At 69.0% G+C, this 23,945-nt stretch carries 27 protein-coding genes and 2 tRNA genes; 16 read left to right on the forward strand and 13 right to left on the reverse strand.

The window, feature by feature from the left end; all coding sequences use genetic code 11:
- Positions 1-198: 198 nt before the first annotated feature.
- From rsmG to rpmH, 6 genes are all read right to left on the reverse strand, one after another.
- Positions 199-840 (reverse strand): 16S rRNA (guanine(527)-N(7))-methyltransferase RsmG, encoded by a 642-nt coding sequence (rsmG, locus tag AC1DWP_RS09465; protein ID WP_477614212.1) that lies wholly within the window; start codon positions 838-840, stop codon positions 199-201.
- A 217-nt stretch (positions 841-1,057) separates the two neighbouring features.
- Complete coding sequence (locus AC1DWP_RS09470) at positions 1,058-1,786, reverse strand: Jag family protein (RefSeq protein WP_477614213.1); 729 nt, start codon at positions 1,784-1,786, stop codon at positions 1,058-1,060.
- Between the two features lie 11 nt (positions 1,787-1,797).
- Positions 1,798-2,817, reverse strand: coding sequence for a membrane protein insertase YidC (gene yidC, locus AC1DWP_RS09475; protein ID WP_477614214.1), 1,020 nt, complete (start codon positions 2,815-2,817; stop codon positions 1,798-1,800).
- A 102-nt stretch (positions 2,818-2,919) separates the two neighbouring features.
- Positions 2,920-3,162, reverse strand: coding sequence for a membrane protein insertion efficiency factor YidD (gene yidD, locus AC1DWP_RS09480; protein ID WP_477614215.1), 243 nt, complete (start codon positions 3,160-3,162; stop codon positions 2,920-2,922).
- 14 nt (positions 3,163-3,176) lie between these two features.
- Positions 3,177-3,617 carry a ribonuclease P protein component gene (gene rnpA / locus AC1DWP_RS09485; protein ID WP_477614216.1) on the reverse strand — a complete coding sequence of 147 codons (441 nt, stop codon included), beginning with the start codon at positions 3,615-3,617 and terminating at the stop codon, positions 3,177-3,179.
- On the reverse strand, positions 3,556-3,693 hold the full coding sequence (rpmH, locus tag AC1DWP_RS09490; protein WP_140739978.1) for a 50S ribosomal protein L34: 138 nt from the start codon (positions 3,691-3,693) through the stop codon (positions 3,556-3,558). The genes rnpA and rpmH overlap by 62 nt, the downstream gene beginning before the upstream one ends.
- Before the next feature lie 496 nt (positions 3,694-4,189).
- Between rpmH and dnaA the strand changes: the two genes are divergently transcribed.
- The 7 genes from dnaA to AC1DWP_RS09525 all read left to right on the forward strand — a co-directional run bounded on the left by dnaA (position 4,190) and on the right by AC1DWP_RS09525 (position 12,143).
- Complete coding sequence (gene dnaA, locus AC1DWP_RS09495) at positions 4,190-5,683, forward strand: chromosomal replication initiator protein DnaA (RefSeq protein ID WP_477614217.1); 1,494 nt, start codon at positions 4,190-4,192, stop codon at positions 5,681-5,683.
- A gap of 703 nt (positions 5,684-6,386) precedes the next feature.
- Positions 6,387-7,520 (forward strand): DNA polymerase III subunit beta, encoded by a 1,134-nt coding sequence (dnaN, locus tag AC1DWP_RS09500; RefSeq protein WP_477614218.1) that lies wholly within the window; start codon positions 6,387-6,389, stop codon positions 7,518-7,520.
- Positions 7,521-7,617: 97 nt separating this feature from the next.
- The gene (gene gnd, locus AC1DWP_RS09505; RefSeq protein ID WP_477614219.1) at positions 7,618-8,721 is read left to right on the forward strand and encodes a phosphogluconate dehydrogenase (NAD(+)-dependent, decarboxylating); all 1,104 of its coding nucleotides are present in this window, start codon (positions 7,618-7,620) and stop codon (positions 8,719-8,721) included.
- A gap of 32 nt (positions 8,722-8,753) precedes the next feature.
- Entirely contained in the window at positions 8,754-9,956 is a 1,203-nt protein-coding gene (gene recF / locus AC1DWP_RS09510; protein ID WP_477614220.1) for a DNA replication/repair protein RecF, read from the forward strand.
- The gene (locus AC1DWP_RS09515; RefSeq protein ID WP_477614221.1) at positions 9,949-10,554 is read left to right on the forward strand and encodes a DciA family protein; all 606 of its coding nucleotides are present in this window, start codon (positions 9,949-9,951) and stop codon (positions 10,552-10,554) included. Before recF ends, AC1DWP_RS09515 begins: the two co-directional genes overlap by 8 nt.
- A 25-nt stretch (positions 10,555-10,579) precedes the next feature.
- Positions 10,580-11,026, forward strand: coding sequence for an acyl-CoA thioesterase (locus tag AC1DWP_RS09520; protein ID WP_477614222.1), 447 nt, complete (start codon positions 10,580-10,582; stop codon positions 11,024-11,026).
- A 13-nt stretch (positions 11,027-11,039) separates the two neighbouring features.
- Positions 11,040-12,143 (forward strand): alcohol dehydrogenase catalytic domain-containing protein, encoded by a 1,104-nt coding sequence (locus AC1DWP_RS09525; RefSeq protein WP_477614223.1) that lies wholly within the window; start codon positions 11,040-11,042, stop codon positions 12,141-12,143.
- Positions 12,144-12,164: 21 nt separating this feature from the next.
- Here AC1DWP_RS09525 and AC1DWP_RS09530 read toward each other — a convergent pair whose 3' ends face one another.
- Positions 12,165-12,773: a hypothetical protein gene (locus AC1DWP_RS09530; RefSeq protein ID WP_477614224.1), complete on the reverse strand. Its 609-nt coding sequence runs from the start codon at positions 12,771-12,773 to the stop codon at positions 12,165-12,167.
- A gap of 336 nt (positions 12,774-13,109) precedes the next feature.
- Between AC1DWP_RS09530 and gyrB the strand changes: the two genes are divergently transcribed.
- The 6 genes from gyrB to AC1DWP_RS09560 all read left to right on the forward strand — a co-directional run bounded on the left by gyrB (position 13,110) and on the right by AC1DWP_RS09560 (position 19,071).
- A complete protein-coding gene (gyrB, locus tag AC1DWP_RS09535; RefSeq protein ID WP_477614225.1) occupies positions 13,110-15,221 on the forward strand; it encodes a DNA topoisomerase (ATP-hydrolyzing) subunit B in 2,112 nt (703 codons plus the stop codon).
- A 90-nt stretch (positions 15,222-15,311) separates the two neighbouring features.
- Positions 15,312-17,978, forward strand: coding sequence for a DNA gyrase subunit A (gene gyrA / locus AC1DWP_RS09540; protein WP_477614226.1), 2,667 nt, complete (start codon positions 15,312-15,314; stop codon positions 17,976-17,978).
- Positions 17,979-18,034: 56 nt separating this feature from the next.
- Complete coding sequence (locus AC1DWP_RS09545; protein WP_477614227.1) at positions 18,035-18,496, forward strand: DUF3566 domain-containing protein; 462 nt, start codon at positions 18,035-18,037, stop codon at positions 18,494-18,496.
- Between the two features lie 197 nt (positions 18,497-18,693).
- Positions 18,694-18,770: transfer RNA gene (locus tag AC1DWP_RS09550), tRNA-Ile, on the forward strand.
- A gap of 44 nt (positions 18,771-18,814) precedes the next feature.
- Complete coding sequence (locus tag AC1DWP_RS09555; protein WP_477614228.1) at positions 18,815-18,934, forward strand: DLW-39 family protein; 120 nt, start codon at positions 18,815-18,817, stop codon at positions 18,932-18,934.
- A 61-nt stretch (positions 18,935-18,995) separates the two neighbouring features.
- Positions 18,996-19,071, forward strand: a tRNA-Ala gene (locus AC1DWP_RS09560).
- Positions 19,072-19,170: 99 nt separating this feature from the next.
- Here AC1DWP_RS09560 and AC1DWP_RS09565 read toward each other — a convergent pair.
- The gene (locus AC1DWP_RS09565) at positions 19,171-20,094 is read right to left on the reverse strand and encodes an SMP-30/gluconolactonase/LRE family protein (RefSeq protein WP_477614229.1); all 924 of its coding nucleotides are present in this window, start codon (positions 20,092-20,094) and stop codon (positions 19,171-19,173) included.
- Positions 20,095-20,232: 138 nt separating this feature from the next.
- Between AC1DWP_RS09565 and AC1DWP_RS09570 the strand changes: the two genes are divergently transcribed.
- Together AC1DWP_RS09570 and AC1DWP_RS09575 are read left to right on the forward strand one after the other, a co-directional pair.
- The gene (locus tag AC1DWP_RS09570; protein WP_477614230.1) at positions 20,233-20,634 is read left to right on the forward strand and encodes a hypothetical protein; all 402 of its coding nucleotides are present in this window, start codon (positions 20,233-20,235) and stop codon (positions 20,632-20,634) included.
- A gap of 80 nt (positions 20,635-20,714) precedes the next feature.
- Positions 20,715-20,930, forward strand: coding sequence for a PF20097 family protein (locus AC1DWP_RS09575; protein WP_477614231.1), 216 nt, complete (start codon positions 20,715-20,717; stop codon positions 20,928-20,930).
- Positions 20,931-20,945: 15 nt separating this feature from the next.
- Here AC1DWP_RS09575 and AC1DWP_RS09580 read toward each other — a convergent pair whose 3' ends face one another.
- On the reverse strand, positions 20,946-21,557 hold the full coding sequence (locus AC1DWP_RS09580; protein WP_477614232.1) for a TetR/AcrR family transcriptional regulator: 612 nt from the start codon (positions 21,555-21,557) through the stop codon (positions 20,946-20,948).
- A 66-nt stretch (positions 21,558-21,623) separates the two neighbouring features.
- On the opposite strand from AC1DWP_RS09580, the gene AC1DWP_RS09585 reads away from it, so the two are divergent.
- A complete protein-coding gene (locus AC1DWP_RS09585; RefSeq protein ID WP_477614233.1) occupies positions 21,624-22,055 on the forward strand; it encodes a hypothetical protein in 432 nt (143 codons plus the stop codon).
- An 83-nt stretch (positions 22,056-22,138) separates the two neighbouring features.
- On the opposite strand, the gene AC1DWP_RS09590 is transcribed toward AC1DWP_RS09585, so the two are convergent.
- From AC1DWP_RS09590 to AC1DWP_RS09605, 4 genes are all read right to left on the reverse strand, one after another.
- The gene (locus AC1DWP_RS09590) at positions 22,139-22,639 is read right to left on the reverse strand and encodes a hypothetical protein (RefSeq protein WP_477614234.1); all 501 of its coding nucleotides are present in this window, start codon (positions 22,637-22,639) and stop codon (positions 22,139-22,141) included.
- Between the two features lie 156 nt (positions 22,640-22,795).
- Positions 22,796-22,978, reverse strand: coding sequence for a YegP family protein (locus AC1DWP_RS09595; protein ID WP_477614235.1), 183 nt, complete (start codon positions 22,976-22,978; stop codon positions 22,796-22,798).
- A gap of 112 nt (positions 22,979-23,090) precedes the next feature.
- Positions 23,091-23,525 (reverse strand): SRPBCC family protein, encoded by a 435-nt coding sequence (locus AC1DWP_RS09600; RefSeq protein WP_477614236.1) that lies wholly within the window; start codon positions 23,523-23,525, stop codon positions 23,091-23,093.
- Positions 23,526-23,595: 70 nt separating this feature from the next.
- Entirely contained in the window at positions 23,596-23,916 is a 321-nt protein-coding gene (locus tag AC1DWP_RS09605; RefSeq protein ID WP_477614237.1) for a hypothetical protein, read from the reverse strand.
- Between the last annotated feature and the right edge of the window lie 29 nt (positions 23,917-23,945).

Raw genomic sequence — 23,945 nt, forward strand, 5'->3', positions numbered from 1 at the left:
CGCTCTGCGACCTCCGGTCCCCTGCCGGCCACCCGAGTGCGCTGCTGGGGCGGTCCGGCCGTTGCGGCCATCCGAGCCCCCTGGTCAAGTGCAGCGTTGCTGTGCTCACGCAGTCTCCTCGTTGGCCATGGGCATCATCCAACCCTAGTTCGCGCGTGCGTCACAACGCGGGAGGCAGCGCCCTGTCAGCAGGGTTGATCAGGTCCGGTTCCTGGCGCGTCGCGCGGGACCGCGCTTGGCTGCCGGACGAGCGCCCACCGTGAGCTGCAGCGTGGTGGTGGGCACGGGGAGCAGGCCGGCGCCGAAGGTCACGACCCGCGCTGAGGTCATTCCGAGCCTGCGCAGCACCTTCTCCTCGGCGGCCAGTTCCTGGGCGGCGGACTCGCCCTTGAGGGCCACGAGGGTGCCGTCGTCGGCCAGCAGCGGGAAGGTCCACCGGGCGAGCTTGTCAATGCGGGCGACCGCTCGCGCGGTGGCATAGGGCGCCGTCAGCACCCCGTTGAACTCCTCGGCCCGGCCCCGGTGGACCGTGCAGTTGGAGAGGCCGAGCTCGTCGATCGTGGTCGAGAGCCACGTGGTGCGACGCAACATGGGCTCGACCAGGTGCAGGTGCAGGTCAGGCCGCACGATGGCCAGGGCCAAACCGGGCAACCCGGCTCCGGAACCCACGTCGACCACGGCCACCCCCTCGGGGAAGGCCTCGTGCGCGACCGCACAGTTGAGGATGTGCCGGTCCCAGAGAATCGGCACCTCGCGGGGGCCGATCAGACCGTGCGAAACCCCGGTGTCCGCCAGGATCGCGGCGAACCGCTCGGCCAGGGCCAGGTGCGTACCGAACACTGCCGCAGCCGCCGGTGGTGCCACCGGAGCCGGAGCCGCTGGGTCTGACGCGGGCGGGGCTGAAGCGGTTGGGTCTGAAACGGCTGGAGGAGCGGCGGGACCCGTCGACGACGCGACGGGCGCGGTCCCGGTCTCCCCGGTCCCGCGCCCGTCGTCGGTGCGTTCGTGCGCCGTCATGCGCTCTGTTTCACGTGAAACACACTCGCCTGCGGCGCGATCACGCCGGCAGGACGACGACGAAGCGGCGGGGCTCCACGCCGTCGGACTCGGACGTGAGACCGGCAGCGAGGACCTCGTCATGAACGACCTTGCGCTCGAAAGCCGTCATCGGCTCGAGAGAGGCCTGCTCGCCCGTCGCCTTGACCTGCTCGATGACGCCGCGCGCGACCTCGACCAAGGACGCACGGCGCTCGGCCCGGTGGCCGGCTACGTCCAGCATCAGTCGGCTGCGCTCTCCGGTGGCCGCTTGGACGGCGAGCCGGGTCAGCTCCTGGAGCGCGTCGAGCACCTTGCCGTCCTGGCCGACCAGGCGCCGAGGCACCCGGCCCTCGTCGGAGTCGACGATGGACACCGCGGCACGGTCGCCGTCCACGTCCACGTCGATGTCGCCATCGAGGTCGGCAATGTCGAGCAGGGTCTCCAGGAAGTCCGCCGCCACCTCGCCCTCACGCTCGAGGTCGGCCACCTTGGCCGGGCGACGCCGCGGCGCCCCGTGCTCGTGGTCAGAGGGCGCGTCCGCTGCCGTGTCGTCGGAGTCGTCGGAGTCGTCGGCGCCCTGGTCGGTGAGCTGATCGACCCCCTGATCGGTGTGCTCGTCGGTGCCCTGATCGGTCCCCTCGCCGGTGCCCTGGTCGGGGCCCTCGCCGGTGCCCTGGTCGGTGCCTTCGTCGATGGACGTCTCAGTGGTCTGGGTGTCGTCCACGACGGTGTTGTTGTGCTCGGTCATGGTGGTCACTCTCAGTTGTCGGTCTGGGGCTTGGTGTCTGTGGTGGAGCTGGGCGCCGGCTTCTTGGCCGGACCTGCGGCACCCTTCTTCTTCTTGTTCCGCGAAGGCTGGACGCGCTGACCGCCCGCCTTGGGCGCCTCGGTGTCCTCCACCTTGTCGAGCCCCTTGACGGTGAACTCCTCGATCGGCTTGCCCTTCTTGCGCCGCCGCTCCTGCATCGCCTTCTCCGCGAGGGAGCCGGGGGCGGGCATCTTGCGGATCACGTAGAACTGTTGGCACATCGACCACACGTTGGTGGTGAGCCAGTACAGGAGGACACCGATCGGGAAGTTGACGCCGGAGATCGCGAAGAAGATCGGCATCAGGTAGAGCAGCATCTTCTGCTGCTTGGCGAACGGGTTGTCCAGCGCCGAGGCCGGCATGTTCTTCATCATCAGCTGGCGCTGGGTGGTGAACGTGCTGGCAGACATGGCGATGATGAGCACGACAGTGACGATCTGGACGGTGAGGCTGTTCGCTCCGACGAACTTGTCGGACAGCTGTGCACCGAAGAACGTCGACGACTCCGCCTCACCGGCGAGCTTGGCCGAGATCGGGCCGATCGGATCGTTCGTGCCGTCGGCGATCTTCTTGAGCCCGTTGAGCACGCGGAACAGTCCGAAGAAGAACGGTGACTGCAGCAGGATCGGCAGGCACGAGCTGAACGGGTTGGTCCCCGTGCGCTTGTAGAGGTCCATCGTCTCCTGCGTCATCGCCTGACGGGAGTCCGGGTCCTTCTTGTCCTTGTACTTGGCCTGGATCTTCTGCATCTCGGGCTGGATGAGCTGCATCCGCCGCGACGCGTGGATCTGCTTGACGAACAGCGGGATCATCGCGGCCCGCATCACCACCACGAGGCCGACGATGGACAACGTCCACGCGACGCCGGAGTCCGACGGGATGCCGAGCAGGTTCGTGAACACCCAGTGCCAACCGAAAAGAATCCACGAGACGATCCACTCGAACGGGAAGATCAGATCACTGAAACTCATGTCGTCCTCAATCTGGTGGTGGGCCGTCGAGGTGACGGTCCACCGGTGGTTCCGGCCGCGCAGTGGGTATGCCGCGCGGCCGGCAGGTCTGGTGCCTTGCCGCTAGGCGGCGTGGGCGGCGTGCGGGGGTGGTGCTGGAACGTGGTCGACCCCACCTGCTGCCCAGGGGTGGCACCTAGCCAACCGCTTGGCGGCCAGCCAGGTTCCCTTGACCGGACCGAAGCGCCGGATCGCGGTGACGGCGTAGGCCGAGCAGGAGGGGTAGTACCGGCAGGTCGGGGGCGTCATCGGTGAGATGAAGCGCTGGTAGAAGAGCAGGAGCCCGATCAGGGGTGCCGCGGTCACCCGCTTGAGCGTGCTCACGCGCGCCCCGCCCCGAGTCGTGCGGTCACCCGAGCGAGGAGACCATCCAGCTCGACGCCCAGTGACGACGAATTCGCTTGCGCCGCAACAGGATTCGCGCGAATCACGAGATCCGTACCAAGCGGCAGTGCGCGAACCCGAGCCGCCATCAGCGCCCGCAGCCGGCGCTTGGTGCGGTTGCGGACCACCGCTCCGCCGACGGCTTTGGAGACAACAAAACCGACCCGCGGCGGTTGTCCCGCACGCGCGTCGGCCTGGTTGGCGTGGACCACGATCAGCGTGGAGCCAGCTCGGGCTCCCCTGGGCCCCCGAAAGGTGGCCGCGAAGTCCGAACTCGCACGGAGCCGGTGCCCCGCGGGCAGCACGGGGTCGGCCTCAGGCGGAGAGCTCGGTGCGGCCCTTAGCGCGGCGGGCCGACAGGATGGCGCGACCCGCACGGGTCCGCATACGCAGGCGGAAGCCGTGGGTCTTGGCCCGACGACGGTTGTTCGGCTGGAAAGTACGCTTGCTCACGAGGATCTCCGTTACTGATCAGGCCCGGGTGGCCTGCTGAGTGCATGGGCGGCTGGGTGGTCGGCCGCAATCGGAGACCCGCGAGAACCGATCCTCGGTGGCTGGCACCAAGGATCCAGGGCGTCACGGGCATGCGAAAACGGCCGACAGGCCGGTTCCAAGGTACGCGAGCGCCCACCGCAGGGTCAAACCAGCGCCGGCCACGCGGCAAACCGCGGGGAACAGCTGGGCTGGCGAGGCGCCAATAGCACCCACTCTTGGCCATTTCGACCCAGACACGCCGTGCGTAGGGCACCAATTTCCCCGAACGAGACCCAATTTCCGCCGTTTCGGTTGCCGCCCTGCGCCGCTGTTGTTACCGTCCCTCCTCGTCCCATCCCTTGCCCACAGGTTGTGGATAACTATGTGGATAAGGCACAGTGTCGATGAGGCACAGGGGACAGACACCATGACCCTGCGACAGGGCAGCCAAACCGTCGAAAGGGATGTGGGACCGGTGAGTGACACAGATCTGGACTACACGCAGATCTGGCAGAACACCATCGCCACCCTCGACGCCGACGGACTCCCGGCCCGCGAACGCGCGTTCCTCACGCTGGCCCGCCTCGCCGGACTGCTCGACGGAACCGCCCTGGTCAAGGTGCCGAACGAGTACACCAAGGACGTCGTCGAGCAGCGGGTGCGCGACGCGGTGACCCAGGCACTGTCCTCCCAGCTCGGCGAGCAGGTGCAGCTGGCCGTCACCGTCGACACCTCGTTGGACGAGGCGCACCACGGTGAGGACACCACGGGTTACGTCGACGAGCAGCCCCTGTCGATCCCTCCCCTCGCCCAGCCTGGCCAGCCGCACGGCCAGCCGCCTGCCCACCTCTCGGTGGACAACGTCTACCCGCTGACGCCGCCCGCCGAGGCGCAGCGCCGCCCGCGCGACGAGGTCATGAGCGTCACCGACGAGTCGGCGACTCGACTCAACCCCAAGTACACCTTCGACACCTTCGTCATCGGCGCGAGCAACCGGTTCGCCCACGCGGCCGCCGTCGCGGTGGCCGAGGCGCCGGCCAAGGCGTACAACCCGCTGTTCGTCTACGGCGAGTCCGGGCTGGGCAAGACCCACCTGCTGCACGCCATCGGGCACTACGCGCGCAACCTCTACCCGCACGTCAAGGTGCGCTACGTGAACTCCGAGGAGTTCACCAACGACTTCATCAACAGCATCCGCGACGACAAGGCGAGCAACTTCCAGCGCCGCTACCGCGACGTCGACGTGCTCCTCATCGACGACATCCAGTTCCTGCAGGGCAAGGTGCAGACGCAGGAAGAGTTCTTCCACACCTTCAACACGCTGCACAACGCCAACAAGCAGGTCGTGATCACCAGTGACCTGCCGCCCAAGCTGCTGTCCGGCTTCGAGGAACGCATGCGCAGCCGGTTCGAGTGGGGCCTGCTGACGGACGTCCAGCCGCCCGACCTCGAGACCCGGATCGCGATCCTGCGCAAGAAGGCCATCCAGGAACGCATGAGCGCGCCCGACGACGTGCTCGAGTTCATCGCGAGCCGCATCTCGACCAACATCCGCGAGCTCGAGGGCGCCCTGATCCGCGTCACGGCCTTCGCCAGCCTCAACCGGCAGAGCGTCGACATGGGCCTGGCCGAGATCGTCCTCAAGGACCTGATCCCCAACGAGCAGGGCTCCCAGATCACCAGCGCGACGATCATGGCCCAGACCGCGGCCTACTTCGGGCTGACCATCGAGGACCTCTGCGGCACGTCGCGCTCGCGGGTCCTGGTCACGGCCCGCCAGATCGCGATGTACCTGTGCCGCGAGCTGACCGACCTGTCCCTGCCCAAGATCGGGCAGCAGTTCGGTGGCCGTGACCACACCACGGTCATGCACGCCGACAAGAAGATCCGCCAGCTGATGGCCGAGCGGCGCGCGATCTACAACCAGGTCACCGAGCTGACCAACAGGATCAAGCAGCAGTCTCGCTGACGCCCGATCCGACTTCTCTGCACCAGGAACTGGTTGTCCACAGCCTTGTGCACAGGTGTGGGGGCCTGTTCACCTCCCCGACACCTCAGTCGAGTTCGTGCTCAGGTGAGCACGAATCCCGCAGCAGATTCGGACATTTGAGGAACCCGACCCATGGTCCACACCTGTGGACAACTCTGTGGGTATGTGGTTCGGCCCTACGCCTATCCACCAAACGGATGATTTCTGTTCCGGAGCCGTTTCCCCGCACATCCACCCCTGTGGACAACCGGTGGACAACCCGTGCACGACCAGCCTTCAGCTGGGGACAACCGGGGTATGCCGTGTGGAGACCGTGTGGGCGCAGCCGGCGCCTCCACAACCCGGCCCAGGTTGTGCCACCGCTTGTCCACCCGGCATGCACAGGGGACGCGCCGCGCTGACCTGCACCGATGTCGGTCGTCCACAGGATCCACACCCCCTATGACAACGACTACCCATCTCCCATCAGCCATCCAGCCCCGAGTACCAATCCTGACCCTGCCCACCTCCAGACCACACCGCTACCCACTGAAATGACACGGAGGAAACAGCTGGGACGGATTGCCCCATCCGGGTTGGCCGAGTGCATCGTGAGCACTAGGGTCAGTGCGCAATCACATTTGTGAAGTCACATTCTTGAAGTTCGGCGGCGGGGCCGCGTGCGAAAGGGCAGGTAGTCACGGTGAAGTTTCGGGTCGAACGTGAGGTCCTCGCCGACGCCGTGACCTGGGTGGCCCGTGGCCTCCCGGCCCGTCCCCCGGTGCCCGTCCTCGCCGGTGTCCTCATCGAGGCGAACGACGAGGGCACCCTGACCCTCTCGGCCTTCGACTACGAGGTCTCCGCCAAGATCACCGTCGCGGCCGAGGTCGCCGAGGGCGGCACGGTGCTCGTCCTGGGCCGACTGCTCGCCGACATCTCCCGCAACCTCCCCACGAAGCCGGTCGACATCGCCACCGAGGGCAACAAGGTCTCCGTGGTCTGCGGGTCCTCGCGCTTCAGCCTGATGCAGATGCCGGCCGACGACTACCCCACGCTGCCGATCTCCCCCACGGCGAGCGGCACGATCGCCGGCGACGTCTTCACCCAGGCCGTTGCCCAGGTCGCGATCGCCGCCGACCGCGGTGACACCCTGCCGATCCTCACGGGCGTCCGCGTCGAGATCGACGGCGACAAGATGACGCTCCTCGCCACCGACCGCTACCGGTTGGCCATGCGTGAGCTGACCTGGAACCCCGAGGCCACCGACGCCAGCCACCTGGCCCTGGTCCCGGCCCGCACCCTGTCCGAGACGGCCAAGGCACTCGGCGCCTCCGGGTCGATCGAGGTCGCCCTCGGTTCGTCGGCCGGTGGCGACGGGCTGGTCGGCTTCGAGGCCGGGCAGCGCCGCACCACCACCCGCCTGCTCGACGGTGAGTACCCCAAGGTCACCTCGATCTTCCCCACGACGGTCGACACCGAGGCCGTCCTCAAGACCTCCGAGCTCATCGAGGCCGTGAAGCGGGTCGCCCTCGTGGCCGAGCGCAACACCCCGGTGCGCCTGAAGTTCTCCGACGGCCAGGTGGCCATCGAGGCCGGCACCGGTGACGACGCCCAGGCCTCCGAGGCCGTCGAGTCGACCCTCACCGGTCCCGAGATCGAGATCGCGTTCAACCCGCAGTTCCTGCTCGACGGACTCGGCGCGGTCGGCACCGACTACTCACGGTTCTCCTTCACCCAGCCGTCACGCCCGGCGGTGCTGTCCGGCCAGGACGAGCTCGACGGCGACGCCGACAGCTCCTACCGCTACGTCCTGATGCCCGTTCGCTTCGCGAGCTGACCGCCCCCGGGCGTAGCCTGAGCACGCGCACCGCGAGGTATGCCGCGAAGCCAGCGTGGCGGCATACCGAACCACCCACACGAACGGGAGTCGTCACATGCAGCTCGGTCTGATCGGTCTCGGCAAAATGGGCGGCAACATGCGCGAGCGGATCCGCCGCGCCGGGCACGAAGTCGTCGGCTTCGACCGCAACCCTGCGGTGGCGGACGTCAAGACCCTGGCCGCCCTCGTCAAGGCACTCGACGCCCCGCGCACGGTGTGGGTGATGGTCCCCGCGGGCGCGCCGACGACCGACACGGTGGCCCAGCTGGCCAAGCTGCTCGACAAGGGCGACATGGTCATCGACGGCGGCAACAGCCGGTTCACCGATGACTTCGAGAACGAGAAGCTGTTGAAGGCCAAGGGCATCGGCTACCTCGACTGCGGGGTCAGCGGTGGCATCTGGGGCCTGGACAACGGCTACGGCCTGATGGTCGGCGGTTCGGCTGCCAACGTGCGCAAGGCGATGCCGATCTTCGACGCCCTGCGGCCCGAGGGTCCGCGCGAGGAGGGCTTCGTCCACGCCGGCAAGGTCGGCGCCGGGCACTACACCAAGATGGTCCACAACGGCATCGAGTACGGCCTGATGGCTGCGTATGCCGAGGGCTACGAGCTGCTCGAGGCCAAGGACATCGTCACCGACGTCCCGGGCGCCTTCAAGGCCTGGACCCGCGGCACGGTCGTCCGGTCCTGGCTGCTCGACCTGCTGGTCGATGCCCTGGAGAAGAACCCGCACCTCGAGGACGTCTCCGGCTACACCGTCGACTCGGGCGAGGGTCGCTGGACAGTCGAGGAGGCGATCGCCAACTCGGTCCCGATGCCGGTCATCTCGGCGTCGCTGTTCTCCCGGTTCGCCTCCCGCCAGCAGGAGTCCCCGACCATGCAGGCCGTCGCGGCGCTGCGCGGTGGCTTCGGTGGACACCAGGTGATGTCGGTCGCCGAGGGCGAGAAGCTCCGCGCCGAGGGAGCCCCGAAGCACGAGAAGGCGGTCGCGGCGAAGGCCGCCACGAAGGAGAAGCCGACCAAGAGCCCTGCCAAGGCGGCTGCGAAGGGTCGCAAGGCAGCCTCGGCCGGTCCCTCCTCGGGCACCGGCTCGACGCGGGGGTCTGCACCGTCGGGGTCTGCGCGGTCGGCGTCGGCGAGCAAGCGCGCGGCGCGATGAGCCTGCTGCGCCGCGACGAGTCCTAGCCGCCTGTGTACGTCCGGCACCTCACGGTTGCCGACTTCCGCAGTTACACCGCCGCCGACCTGCCCCTCGAGCCCGGTGTCACCACGCTGGTCGGCCTGAACGGCCAGGGCAAGACCAACCTCGTCGAGGCCATCGGCTATCTCGCCACCCTGTCCAGCCACCGGGTGTCGACCGACCAGCCGCTGGTGCGGTTCGGTGCCGAGCAGGCGGTGATCCGCGGGGCCGTGATGCGGGGTGGTCGCGAGACGATGCTCGAGCTGGAGCTCAACCCGGGCCGGGCCAACCGGGCGCGACTGGGCCGGTCCCCCGTGTCCCGGCCGCGCGACGTGCTGGGCACCCTGCGCACGGTGCTCTTCGCGCCCGAGGACCTCGCGCTCGTCAAGGGCGACCCGTCGGAGCGCCGTCGCTTCCTCGACGACCTGCTGGTCGCCCGCCAGCCGCGCTGGGCCGGGGTGCGCAGCGACTACGACAAGATCCTCAAGCAGCGGAACGCGCTCCTGAAGTCTGCGCAACCGTTGCTGCGCAGGGGATCCCGGCGCCGACCGCCCTCGCGACCGAGCGACGAGCCCGTCGACGACGCCCGCGCGACCGCCCTGCACACCCTCGACATCTGGAACGACCACCTCGCCACGGTCGGGTCCCAACTGCTCTACGCCCGCCTGCGGCTGCTGCGTGACCTGGGTCCCTACCTGGCCAAGGCCTACGACGAGGTGAGCGCCGGTCAGTCCGACGCGCGAGTCTCCTACAAGAGCAGCCTGCGCGAAGCGGCTGCCGCGTCCCTGGCTGCCGGCGAGGTCCCGGAGATCGATGCGCTGCGCGCCGAGCTCCTGGGCACCCTCGAGGAGGCGCGCGACAAGGAGGTCGAGCGGGGCATCTCCCTCGCCGGACCGCACCGGGACGACCTCGTGCTGTCGCTCGGTGAGCTGCCGGCCAAGGGCTACGCCAGCCACGGCGAGAGCTGGTCGTTCGCGCTGGGACTCAAGCTCGCGGCATACCAGCTGCTGCGGCACGACCTCGGTGAGGACCCGGTCCTCATCCTCGACGACGTCTTCGCCGAGCTCGACACCGGCCGTCGCGAGCGGCTCGCGACCATGGTCGCCGACTGCGAGCAGGTGCTGATCACGGCCGCGGTCGATGCCGACGTGCCGAAGAGCCTGGTGGGACAGACCTTTGCGGTGAGCCTCGGGGAGGTGACCAGGCGTGAGTGACGAGACCCTGCCCGAGCCGGGACCGGAGTCGGGAGCGGAACCGGACATCGAACCGGACGTCGAGCCGGGCAGCGAACCGGCCCCCGGCGTCGAGCCGGACCCCACCGCCCTGGTCGACGACGCCGCGGGGGCCGCGCTGTCGCGGGCCCGGGCGGCCGCTCGCGAGAAGGGGCTTCGACCGGGACTCAAGCCCATGCGGCGCCGCCAGATCGGTGTCCAGTCGCCGGGGGCGAAGACGGATCGGCGCGACCCGCTGCTGCTCGGTGACCAGATGGACCGGTTGATGGCCGACCGCGGGTGGAAGGTCGACGTGGCGGTCGGGTCCGTGATGGGGCGGTGGCCGGACATCGTCGGTCAAGAGGTTGCCCAGCACTGCACGCCGGTGACGTTCGAGTACGGGATCCTCACGGTCCGGGCCGACTCGACCGCCTGGGCCACGCAGCTCAAGCTCCTGGAGTCCTCGATCATGTCCCGCCTCGAGGGGGAGGTCGGCAAGGGCACCGTCACCGCCCTGAAGATCGTCGGCCCGAGCGCACCGTCCTGGTCCAAGGGCCCTCGCCGGTCGACCGGGCCGGGCCCGCGCGACACCTACGGCTGAGCCGACCGCTGCCTAGGATCGACGCATGACGGCCGATGCTGACCGAATGCTCACCCGCGCGCACTTCGACCACGTCGTGCGGGTCACGACGCGCTGGTCGGACAACGACATGTACGGCCACCTCAACAACGCCGTCTACTACGAGCTCTTCGACTCGGCGATCAACGGTTGGCTGATCACGGGGACGGGCGCCGACGTGATGGCGCTGCCGGAGCTGGGGGTCGTGGCCGAGTCGGGCTGCCGCTTCTTCCGCGAGCTGGAGTACCCGCGGCCGCTCGACGTCGGCGTCCGCGTGGAACGTCTCGGGCGCAGCAGCATCACCTACGCCCTGGGCCTGTTCGACGCCCAGGACGCCGAGCTCGCGGCGCTCGGCCACTGGGTGCACGTCTACATCGACCGCGACTCACGCGGCACCGTGCCCATCCCGGAGGTCGTGCGCCACCTGCTCGACCAGGCCGTGCAGGCCCGCTGATGCAGGGGCGCTGATGCAGGTCACCGGCGCGGTCCTCGAGGAGGTCGGGCGCGCTGCTCCCTACGCGGCCAGCCGACCCCTCACCGTCGGCCCCCTGGACCTCGACCCTCCCGAGGCCGGCGAGGTGCTCGTGCGCATCGAGGCCGCCGGGGTCTGCCACTCCGACCTCTCGGTGGTGGACGGCAACCGCGCCCGTCCGGTGCCGATGCTGCTGGGCCACGAGGCGTCGGGCCGCGTCGAGCGGCTGGGTCCGGGAGTCACCGACCTCGTCGTGGGCCAGCGGGTGGTGCTGACCTTCCTGCCCCGGTGCGGCGAGTGCGCCGGCTGCGCCACCGGCGGGCGTATGCCGTGTGGTCCGGGTTCCGCGAGCAACAACGCCGGCGAGCTGCTCGGCGGCGGGCGACGGCTGTCCCGCGACGGAGCTCCCGTGCACCACCACCTGGGGGTGTCGGCGTTCGCGACCCACGCAGTGGTGGACACCAGGTCCGTGGTCGCGGTCGATGACGACGTGCCGCCGGAGGTGGCCGCAGTGCTCGGGTGTGCCGTGCTCACGGGGGGAGGGGCGCTGCTCAACGCGGCGCCTCCCGAGTCCGGGCAGACAGTGATGGTGGTGGGCCTCGGCGGGGTCGGGATGGCGGCCCTGCTCACGGCGATCGCGCTCGGAGCCGGTGACGTCGTCGCCGTCGACACGATGAAGTCCAAGCGTCAGCGGGCGCTCGAGCTCGGTGCCACGCGGGCTCTCAGTCCCGACGAGCTGGCTGGCACCGGGGCCACCGCCGACGTCGTGGTCGAGGCAGCCGGCACAGTGCCAGCCTTCGAGGCCGCGCTGGACGCGACCGCACCGGGTGGCAGGACGGTGACCGTCGGGCTCCCCCACCCCTGCGCGCGGGCGAGCATCTCGCCACTGGCCCTGGTGGCCCAGGCGAAGACCGTGACCGGCAGCTACCTCGGCTCCGCGGTGCCGGCGCGCGACATCCCGGTCTTCGCCCGGTGGTGGCGCGAGGGTCGGCTCCCCGTCGAGGCGCTGGTGTCGGCGCGGATCGGGCTCGACGACGTGAACTCCGCGATGGACGAGCTCGCCGCGGGCCGAGCGGTCCGTCAGGTCATCATCTTCTGATCCGAGACCAGGGGCGCCTCGTCAGGAGGTGCGCAGGGTCGCGAGGACGCCGGAGGTGACCAGCTCGACGTCTCCGCCGTCCACGGCGCTGATGGTGATCACGACCACGTGACCGGCGCTGACGACGTGGAGCAGTTCCATCGAGACGCTGCCGACGGGCAGCACCAGGGTCGTCCTGCTCACGACCACGGGACCGGCCGGGGTGGTCACGCTGCGCACGTCGTCGACCCGCATCCCCTGGCCGGCCAGCTGCTGGGTGACCTGTTCGCGCGTGGGCAGGGCGGCGAACGTGGTGCGCTGCACGTCGAGGCTCTGCCCGCGGCCGCCCGATGCCGGTCCGACCTCGGTGGCGACGACGGTCGCCTCGAGGCCGGCCAGGTAGTCCTCGGGGGTCAGGCGCTGGAGGGCGGCGGACTGCTTGACCCACTCGTCGGCCGGGTCTCCGTGGCGATCGGCCGCGTGCCAGTCGTGGGGGACCTCGAAGCGGAGCGGCGGGCTCGCGACCACGACCTCGTGCGGCGCCCGCGCCCGCTCGAGGACCCGGTCCACGACCCAGATCCCACCCAGCCCGCCGGCGCCACCGATGATGAGCGCGGCGAGGACCGCCGCGAAGGCCCGACGAGGTCGCACGTCCGCAGGATAGGGAGCCGGGAGCCAGCGAGTGGGTGGTTTGTCGAGGATCCGGCGGTAGGCGGTCGGCGGCCGGCGGTCGTGGGTCGACGGCGGACCAGAAACGCCTGAATCGGGCGCTCAGGGGGCCGTCCGCGTATCCCCACCCGTGCGAGGGCACTTTTTTGTCCCAAATCCGCGTTCCCGGGCCTCCTGACGTGAGTTATGACAGTCCCGACAGGTAGACTCTGGAGTGAATTCGCGACCAGCTGGTTCCCAGTCTGGTCGCGTGCCATGAGCGGGTTCAGCGACCACGGGGGACACCCCTGGTCGCTGCGCCACCGGAGAAGGAGCACCGTGTCCGAGGCTGACCACACGCCAGACCAGAACGCCCCCGCAGACAGCACCACACCCCCCACCACCGAGAACCTCACCGCCGCCCAGGCAGAGGCGGCCCGCGAGGTGGTCGAGGCCGACCTCGCCGGCGCCGCTCCCGGGTCAGAGTACGACGCCAGCCAGATCACGGTCCTCGAGGGTCTCGAGGCGGTGCGCAAGCGTCCCGGCATGTACATCGGGTCCACGGGTGAGCGAGGGCTGCACCACCTCGTCTGGGAGATCGTCGACAACTCGGTCGACGAGGCGCTGGCCGGCTTCGCCGACACCATCGACGTGACCCTGCTGGCCGACGGCGGCGTGCGCGTCGCCGACAACGGCCGCGGCATCCCCACCGACATCCACCCGGCCGAGGGCAAGTCGGCGGTCGAGCTCGTGCTCACCCAGCTGCACGCCGGTGGCAAGTTCGGTGGCGGCGGCTACAAGGTGTCCGGTGGCCTGCACGGCGTCGGCTCCTCCGTGGTCAACGCCCTGTCGACCCGGCTCGACGTCGAGGTCTTCCAGAAGGGCCACGTCTTCCGGGTCACCTTCGACCGCGGTGAGGCGGTCGCCCCCCTGGAGAAGATGGAGGCGTCCGACCGCACCGGCACGACCATCACCTACTGGGCCGACGGTGGCATCTTCGAGACGACCACCTACGACTTCGAGACGATCCGCGCCCGGATGCAGCAGATGGCGTTCCTCAACAAGGGGCTGCGCATCAACCTCACCGACGAGCGCGAGCCGGAGCGCGCCGAGGACGCCGACACGGTCGACGTCAGCGAGAAGAAGCAGCGCAAGGTCTCCTACAAGTACGACAACGGCCTGGTCGACTACGTCACCCACCTCGTCACCTCGAAGAAGTCCGAGCCGGTGCACGCCGAGATCATCTCGATCGAGTCCGAGGACACCGAGCGCCAGTTGTCGCTCGAGCTGGCCATGCAGTGGACCACCGCCTACTCCGAGTCGGTGCACACCTACGCCAACACGATCAACACCCACGAGGGCGGCACCCACGAGGAGGGCTTCCGCGCGGCGATGACCAAGCTCATCAACGACTTCGCGCGCAAGCAGAACCTCCTCAAGGAGAAGGACGACAACCTCACCGGCGACGACATCCGCGAGGGCCTGACCGCCGTCGTGTCGGTCAAGCTCGGCGAGCCGCAGTTCGAGGGCCAGACCAAGACCAAGCTCGGCAACTCCGAGGTCAAGGGCTTCGTCCAGCGCGCGATGACCGACGAGTTCGGCCACTGGCTCGAGGCCCACCCGGTCGAGGGCAAGGACATCGTCCGCAAGTCGGTCCAGGCCGCGGCCGCTCGCATGGCCGCCCGCAAGGCGCGCGAGGCGACGCGACGCAAGGGCCTGCTCGAGTCGGGTGGTCTGCCGGGCAAGCTGCGCGACTGCCAGAGCAAGGACCCCGCGATCTCCGAGGTCTTCATCGTCGAGGGTGACTCGGCCGGCGGCTCGGCGGTTCGCGGTCGCAACCCGCACAACCAGGCGATCCTGCCGATCCGCGGCAAGATCCTCAACGTCGAGAAGGCTCGCATCGACAAGGTGCTCGCCAACAACGAGGTGCAGGCGCTGATCTCGGCGTTCGGCACCGGCATCGGCGAGGACTTCGACAAGACCAAGGCGCGCTACCACAAGATCGTGCTGATGGCCGATGCCGACGTCGACGGCCTGCACATCCGCACCCTCCTGCTGACGCTGCTGTTCCGGTTCATGCGCCCGCTGATCGAGGAGGGCTACGTCTACCTCGCGCAGCCCCCGCTCTACCGGCTCAAATGGAGCAACCACCCGCACGAGTTCGCCTACTCCGACCGTGAGCGCGACGCCATGGTCCAGGCGGGACTCGGCCAGGGCTGGCGACTGCCCAAGGACGCCGGCATCCAGCGCTACAAGGGTCTCGGTGAGATGGACTACCAGGAGCTGTGGGAGACCACGATGGACCCCGATCACCGAGTGCTCCTCCAGGTCACCCTCGACGACGCGGCGGCCGCCGACGAGATCTTCGCGATCCTGATGGGCGAGGACGTCGAGTCCCGGCGCGGCTTCATCCAGCGCAACGCCCGCGACGTGCGGTTCCTGGACATCTGACCCCGGTATGCCGGTGGCCACGTTTCACGTGGAACCCGCCACCCGGCATACCCACTGCTTTGTTGAATGGCATGACGGACAAGGGAATTCATGACTGAGATACCGCCGATCGAGTACGACCGCACCGAAGCGGTCGACCTCAACACCGAGATGCAGCGCAGCTACATCGACTACGCGATGACGGTGATCGTGAGCCGCGCGCTGCCCGACGTGCGGGACGGCCTCAAGCCGGTGCACCGGCGCGTCGTCTACGCGATGTTCGACGGTGGCTACCGGCCCGACCGCGGCTACAACAAGTGCAGCCGCGTCGTCGGTGAGGTGATGGGTCAGTACCACCCGCACGGAGACTCCTCGATCTACGACGCCCTCGTCCGGCTCGTGCAGGACTGGTCGCTGCGCTACCCACTGGTCGACGGCCAGGGCAACTTCGGCAGCCCGGGCGACGACCCGGCCGCCGCCCCGCGGTACACCGAGTGCCGGATGGCGCCGCTGGCCATGGAGATGGTCCGCGACATCGACCAGGACACGGTCGACTTCCGCGACAACTACGACGGCAAGACGCAGGAGCCCGTCGTCCTGCCGAGCCGGTTCCCCAACCTGCTCGTCAACGGCAGCTCCGGCATCGCGGTCGGCATGGCCACCAACATCCCGCCGCACAACCTGCGTGAGGTCGCCGACGCGGCCCAGTGGCTGCTCGCGCACCCCGACGCGACTCGCGAGGAGACCTTCGACGCCGTCTTCGCACGGATCACCGGCCCCGACTTCCCGACCGGCGCGCTGATCCTGGGTCGCAAGGGCATCGAGGACGCCTACCGCACCGGCCGTGGCTCGGTCATCATGCGCGCGGTGGTCGAGGTCGAGGAGATCCAGGGCCGGCAGTGCCTCGTGGTCACCGAGCTGCCCTACCAGGTCAACCCCGACACCCTTGCCCAGAAGATCGCCGAGCTCATCAAGGACGGCCGCCTCTCGGGCATCGCCGACATCCGCGACGAGACCTCTGGTCGCACCGGCCAGCGCCTGGTCATCGTGCTCAAACGCGACGCCGTGGCCAAGGTCGTGCTGAACAACCTCTACAAGCACACCCAGCTGCAGAACAACTTCGGCGCCAACATGCTCGCCCTCGTCGACGGGGTGCCGCGCACCCTGCCGATCGACGCGTTCATCCGGCACTGGGTCGACCATCAGATCGAGGTCATCCAGCGGCGGACGACGTTCCGGCTGCGCAAGGCCGAGGCCCAGATCCACGTGCTGCGTGGCCTGCTCAAGGCGCTCGACGCCCTCGACGAGGTCATCGCCCTCATCCGGCGCTCGCCCACCGTCGAGTCGGCCCGAGACGGCCTGATCGAGCTCCTCGGCATCGACGAGCTCCAGGCCCGCGCCATCCTCGAGATGCAGCTGCGCCGCCTCGCCGCCCTCGAGCGCCAGAAGATCATCGACGAGCACAACGAGCTCGAGGCGATGATCCTGGACTTCGAGGACATCCTGGCCAAGCCGGAGCGTCAGCGAACCATCGTGTCCACCGAGCTCGGCGACATCGTCGACAAGTTCGGCGACGACCGGCGCACCCGGATCGAGTTCTTCGACGGCGACATGTCGATGGAGGACCTCATCCCCGAGGAGGACGTGGTCGTCACCATCACCCGTGGTGGCTACGCCAAGCGCACCCGGGTCGACGCCTACCGCTCGCAGGGCCGGGGCGGCAAGGGCGTCCGCGGTGCCCAGCTGCGCGGCGACGACATGGTGGACCACTTCTTCACCACGACGTCGCACCACTGGCTGCTCTTCTTCACCAACCTCGGCCGGGTCTACCGCGCCAAGGCCTACGAGCTGCCGGACTCCGGGCGTGATGCCAAGGGCCAGCACGTGGCCAACCTGCTCGCGTTCCAGCCCGACGAGAAGATCGCCCAGGTCCTCGACGTGCGCGACTACGCCCAGCAGCCCTACCTCGTGCTCGCCACCAAGAACGGCCTGGTCAAGAAGACGCGACTGGCTGACTACGACTCCCCCCGCAGCGGCGGCCTCATCGCTGTCAACCTCAAGGAGGGCGACGAGCTCGTGGCCGCAGACCTCGCGTCGCCGACCGACGACCTCCTGCTGGTCTCGCGCAAGGCGCAGTCGGTCCGCTTCCACGCGACCGACGCCCAGCTCCGGCCGATGGGTCGCGCGACGAGCGGGGTGACGGGCATGCGGTTCCGCGGCGACGACTCGCTGCTGTCGCTGAGCGTCATCCACGAGGGCGAGGACCCCGACGTGTTCGTGGTCTTCGAGAACGGCATGGCCAAGCGCTCGCCGGCCTCGGAGTGGAACGCGAAGGGCCGCGGAGGCCTCGGTGTCGCGGTCGCCAAGATCACCGAACGCAACGGTGACCTGGTCGGCGCCCTCACGGTCGGCGAGGACGACGAGGTCCTGGTCATCATGGGCAAGGGCAACATCGTGCGTATGCCGGTCAGCCCCGTCACGCGGCGTGGCCGCAACACCCAGGGCATGAAGTTCGCCAACCCCGGCACCGGTGACTCGGTCGTCGCGCTGGCGAGAAATCCCGAACGGGCCGTGGACGAGGGCGAGGTCGTCGACGTCGAGGCAGTCGATGCCGGAGTCGTCGGCGCAGTTGACGCAGTTGGTGTGTCCGACGCGACGACTGAAGGCGCCTCCTCGGCCGAAGATGCCGTAACGTCGTCGGGAGACGAGCAGGTTGCCGGTGGTGCCGAGCAGGCGTCCGACGCACCTGAGAGCGACCCCAGTGGAGGTAGCGAGTGAGCACGGCAGGCCAGACCAGCAGGTCGGCCCTCCCCCAGGGAGGTTCCGCCCCCACTGTGAGCCAGGGTCAGGCGGGCCCGAACCCGGGCGCCGCACGCCCTGCCGGCGCGCAGGGTCGCCCGACGGGCTCCCAGTCCGCCGCCGCGGCCGCCCGCGCCCGACGCGTCAAGCTCACGGTCTCACGCGTCGACCCCTGGTCGGCGATGAAGATGTCGTTCCTCATCTCGGTGGCCCTGGGCATCGCCGGCGTCGTGATGGTGGCGGTGCTGTGGATGATCCTGTCCGGCATGGGAGTCTTCAGCGAGGTCAACCGCCTGGTGGGCACGATCATCAGCGACTCGCAGAACCCGTTCGACATCATGGACTTCCTCGGCTTCGGCCGGGTGCTGTCCCTGTCCATCGTGATCGGGGTCATCGACGTCATCCTGCTGACGGCCCTGTCGACGCTCGGCGCCTTCCTCTACAACATCTGCTCGGCCCTGGTCGGCGGCCTCCAGCTCACCCTCACGGACGACTGAACCGGCCCCCTCTTTCGCAAAACGGCCGTTGCGACGCAACCCGGGAGTTACAACCCCCGTATTGCGTCGCAACGGCCGTTTTGCGTGACGATCGTCGCCCGGGACGGCCTCCCGGAACCGTTTTGGTTGTGCGGATGCCGGTGCTGTAACCTCGTGCCTCGCGCCACCTCCCGTGGCGCAGCGGAGATTGGGCTCACGGGCCTATAGCTCAGACGGTTAGAGCGCTTCCCTGATAAGGAAGAGGCCACAGGTTCAAGTCCTGTTAGGCCCACCAATCCCGATCCCCGCGGTTGCTCTGCGAGGGAAGGCGACGGCCCAATGAAGAAGCTCCTGCTCCTCATCGTGACGGCCATCGGCGCCACGGCAATCCAGCGGAAGCTCAAGGCCCAGAAGGCCGAGAAGGACCTCTGGGCCGAGGCGACGGACTCCCCGAACTAGGCAACTAAAACCGGCAACACCCAGGTGACCGGGCCGGACTCGTGCCGGACCGTGATCCGACGGGGCCATGGCGCAATTGGTAGCGCACCTGCTTTGCAAGCAGGGGGTTAGGGGTTCGAGTCCCCTTGGCTCCACCACAGTTTTGTCGCACATCTGACCACCTGTTGGCGGTGAAGCCCCCCAGCCGGGGGGTGGCTCGAGGCATGTCGGGCCAGCAGTGCCCAGACCACGCACGATCAGCGGTCGACGACCACGACCTCGAAGCTGCTCGCTGCGGGCGGGAACCCCGTGTCGAACTTCGCGTTCACCGTTGCCAGCCGGTCGCCGAACCGGGCCACCGTCGTCGGTGTCTGGAACAGGCCGCTGGTCACCACCTTCTGCACGGACCCTGAGGACAGGTCGCCACTGAGCTGGACCTCGGCGATCGCGTTGCTGAAGTTCTCCACGGCATACAAGGTCCGACCCTCGAGCAGGATGCCGTCGACGTTCGGAACACTCACTCCCTGGACGGCGCGGCTGGCGCCCGTGGCCGGGTCGACCGTGTTCAGCGCCCCCTGGCTGCTGTGCGCCACGACCAGTGTTGAACCGTCGGGCGTGGCCTGGATGCCGTTGTTGTTGAAGGCGCCACTGGTGTCGGCGGCCGGACCACTGAGGTGCAGGGTGCTGAAAGCGCCAGGTCGCCCGCCCACCACGGGGACGAAGTACAGCTCGGGCTGGGACGAGTTGGTGAACCAGGCACCGTCCGCCGTCACGGCGACGTCGTTGATCACCGAGGCAGCTGTCGAGAACTGGTAGGTCGCGAGGGTCGCCCCGCTGTCGAGGTCGTAGACAAATCCGCGTCCGTCGAACCCGCCTGCGGCGAAGAGCAGGCGGTGCGCAAGGTCCACCCGAAGCCCCAACGCATTGCGACCCGGCGGGTTGTCGATGAACTTCTCGACCCGGCGCGTGCGGATGTCTCCACGGAAGATGTCCCCCGCGAAGAGGTCACTGGCGTAGAACGTCGTGCCGGCACCGCTCGCGATGCCCTCCGTAGACGTCGCGCCCGGCAGCGGGAAGCGGTACTCCGCATGGTCGGCCTGGGCCGCTGACCCTGCGACCACCATTGCGCCGAGTGTTGCCAGGACGGCGGCCAGGCTTCCCCTGATCGTGAATGCACCCATGTCGACCTCCATGTCCCGCCCAGCATCACTCCGGCCGGACCCGAGGTCATCCCACGAAAGGCGTACGAGTCGGGCGAAAACCTGCCGTCGGTCTTCGTCGAGGGATCCGCCGGCCGCTGGGGGCCGTACAGTTAGCACATGAGCGATGACTGTAGACACGGAATGAACCCTGCATGGTGCTCTTCCTGTCTCGGTGATGACGATCGCGCATTCCCCGGCCTGAACGGCAGCGGCACCCGCGGCGGGGTCTCCGAGCAGGAGCAGGTCGACCGCCTCTGCCGCCAGCTGGGTGTCCCCTCGCAGGTCGTCGGCGAGGGAATCCAGCTTCCCTTGGACGTCTTCGAAAAGGCCGCCGTGCGCTGTGGCGTGAAGGTCGGGACCGTGCCGGCGATGGGCCGCGCGCTGGCCAAGCAGGCCGGACTCCCGTGGGGCGCCGCCTGTCACAACCGGGCCACCCCCACCAGCGGCGGCCCGACGGTCACCCGTGAAGGACTCGACGTCATCAACCGGGCCGTCACCCAGATCCTGGCCCACGCCTAACCCCCTCGACCCGCCCTGCGGATTGCCGTCATCGACTGAACCTCGTACCCCTGCTGATCGAGTCGTGCATCATCTGACAGGTGACCGGTACCCCAACAGGCTGTCCGACCTGCTCGACGCCAGGCATGAGCAAGGGCCTCGTGGTGGGTCGCTCGCCCGGCGTGAAGTTCAAGCAGGCGCGCGGACTGGCCGGTGACCTGACCGGCATCCTGCTGACGAGGGGCTTCTTCAACCACAGCGCCCCCGCCTTCCGCTGTGACCAGTGTGGAACGGTGGTCATCCCCCGGGCGAACTGAGGCACACCGGGGCGCTCAGCGCATTCGGCGCTCGGCGTCCTCGCGCAACTGGGTTGCGACCTGGTCGAATGGCTCGAAACTGCGTCGTGCGCGAGCCAGCACGACGGCCCCTTCCGACGCGGCCATCACCATCGTCGCGAACGCCGCGGCGTCCTGGCGCCCGAGCCCCCCGCGCTCCAGCAGCGCGGCCAACCGCGCGCCCCACGAACGGAACACGTCCGCGGCAGCGTCGAGCAGCTCGTCCGACCCGCTCGAGACCGTGACGGCCAGGACCGAGCAGCCGGCCCCGAAGTTCGAGCGCTCGAGCACCGTCCGCCACAGCACCATGAAACCCTCGACGACCTCCGGCGCAGGCAACCCGTCCAGGCTGTCGAGCACCGCGACGGCTCGCGCGCCCGCCAGCTCCACCGCCGCGGCGATGAGCTGGTCCTTCCCGTCCGGGAAGTGGTGGTAGATCGAGCCGCGCGGCGCCTGCGACACCTCCAGCACCGACGAGAACGACGTGGCCTGGTAGCCGCCCTGCGCCAGCAGCACGATGGCGCTGTCCACCATCCGCTCCCGCGCTGATCGCGCGGAGTCCCCCGGCCGCTCCGTGTCCGCTGACCCTGCCACCTGCGTCCACCCCATCCCTTGACTATGACGGCCATCATAGAGGACTATGACGACCGTCCTACTATGTCACCGGGAGTGACCATGCCCATGATCGACGTGTATGCCGCCACCGGCACCTTCGCGGACAAGCATCAGCTCGCGGTCGACCTCGCCAGCGCCGTGAAGGAGGTCGAGCAGGTGCCGGACATCCCGATGTTCCGCCAGAACACGGCCGCCTTCGTGCACGACCTGCCGGCAGACGCGCTCGCCAACGTCGACGGCGACTCCACCTACGTCCGGGTGCAGGTGCTCACGAACGCCGGGGCCCTCGACCGCGACAAGCAGATCGCTGTCGTCGAGCGGCTGACGGCCATCGTCGCCACCGCCGGCGGGGACGAATCCCTCGCGCAACGGACCTGGGTAATGCTGACCGAGGCGGCCGAGGGTGGCTGGGGCCTGTGGGGTCACGCCCACACGAACGCCGAGCTCGTGGCCGCCGCCCGCACCCAGATCGCGGAGCTCACCCAAGGCTGACTTGTTGCGCGCTGGTGGTCACCGGAGGCGCAGATCGGAGATGGGTGACCAGCAGGCGGCAACAAGTCGGGAAGAGGGTTGGGTCAGGGCGCCAGCAGGACCAGGGGGACGCGGCAGTTGAGGCCGACGTTGTTGAGCCGGTCCACCAGTCCCCTGCCGTCGATCGTCGGCAGCGCCATCACCCTCGGCTTCCCGGCAGCGAGCGAGCGCGCATAGGCATCACGCGCCAGGACCAGCCGGTGCCAGTCCTCGAGCCACTGCGCGGCGGGCTGGTCCGCGTCCAGCCGTGCCCGTCCGAGCTGGTTCATCGTGGTGACGAGCTCGACGACGGCGTCGTTCTGCGCGTTGATCGCGCCGACCCGCTGCGAGATGGGCGCGGTGGTCGCCACCGCCGCAGCCGCTGCCGAGTCGCGCATCTGCGCGCAGGCGCTCGCCGCCGCCCGCGCGATGCTGCCGTTCTCGATCAGGTCCGGGTCGTCGGTGTTGGCAAAGCTCCACAGCCGCGACAGCGCGACGTAGACCAGGACGCCGGCCACCACGACGGCGACGCGAGCCGTCCACGCCCTCCACTGCTCCCCGGTCACCGGGCCAATCCTCGCGGCATCGGGGCAGTCCGCAACTCCAGCCAACGCATGAGCCCACCGCCCGTCCACACGACGAGGCCCCGCGCGGCATACCCGATGGGGTGCCTCGCGGGGCCGGGTCGAGGCAGACGGGCCGCGGCCCGTCGACCTGGTCGACTAGCTGTCGACCTCGACGATGTCGGCACCGGGCGCGTTCTTCTGCACGGAGGCGATGCCGCTCTCCGCCGCCGACTTCGACTCGTAGGCCTCGCCCACGGCGATCACCTGGCCGTTGCTGGACTTGAGCCGAAAGCGGTACTTGCCAGCCTTGTCCTGGTAGAGCTCGAACTTCCCCGCCATCAGTGCACCTCCGTGAGTGGTCCAACACCAGCGAACGCTTGCAGCCTAGAGCCGCAGGTATGCCGCGTGAACCCTTTCGAGCGAAGCCCCCAGGACTCCGCGGGGCGCAGCCTCAGGAGGCCTCCGCCATCGCCTTGAGCTTGGCCATCGCGTCCATCGTCTGCTTGGGCAGGCTCCGCTTGATCATGGGCGTGAAGAGCTTGCCGAATCCCTTGGTGGCAATGTCGATCGAGTGGGTCAGCGTGGAACCCACCCCGTCGGACGCGGCGACGAAGTCGACCGTCACGTCCATCATCTTGTCGGTGAACTTCATCGCGAAGTGACGGTCTGGCTCGTGCGCGATGATCTGGCCGTCCATCGTGCCGCTGCGGCGACCGTCGTTGTAGTGGTACTTCAGCCGCGTGCCGACGTCGTTCGCGCCCTCGTCGAGCTTGTCGATCCCGGTGCAGCGGGACAGCCACTGGGGGGTCTTGGTGAAGTCGTCGACGATGGCGAAGATGGCCGACGGCGGGGCGCTGACGGACAGCGTGTGGGCGAACTGCGGCATGGTGGCCTCCGGGGGAAGTGAAGTGGGCACACGCTACTGCCTGCGGGCCCCACCCGAGGAGTGCCCGGCGTCAGCTGTCCGGGTAGGCCGGCAGCTCGGCCTCCGCGCGCAGGCTCGGCGGGGCGGGGAGCGGCCGCCGGGGCTCACGGACCCCTGCCGTCCCGGACTCCGGACCGTCCGGTGAGAACGCCCCCACGAGGCGGCGCCCACGGACGCGGCGGTGGCGGTACACGGCATACAGGTCGGCGTGGAGGTGGTCGCGCTCGATGACGCGGCGCAGCGTCGGGGCGCCGATCATGACCGCCTCACCCGGACTGTCCGCGGTGACGAACACCGGACGGCCGTGCGGCTGCCCGGCAAGGTTGTGCGCGATGAGCTCGTACCTGGCCATGCCCCCAGCGTGCGCCGAACAGCACTCAC

It is taken from the genome of Pedococcus sp. P2_F6 (genome assembly GCF_056403675.1).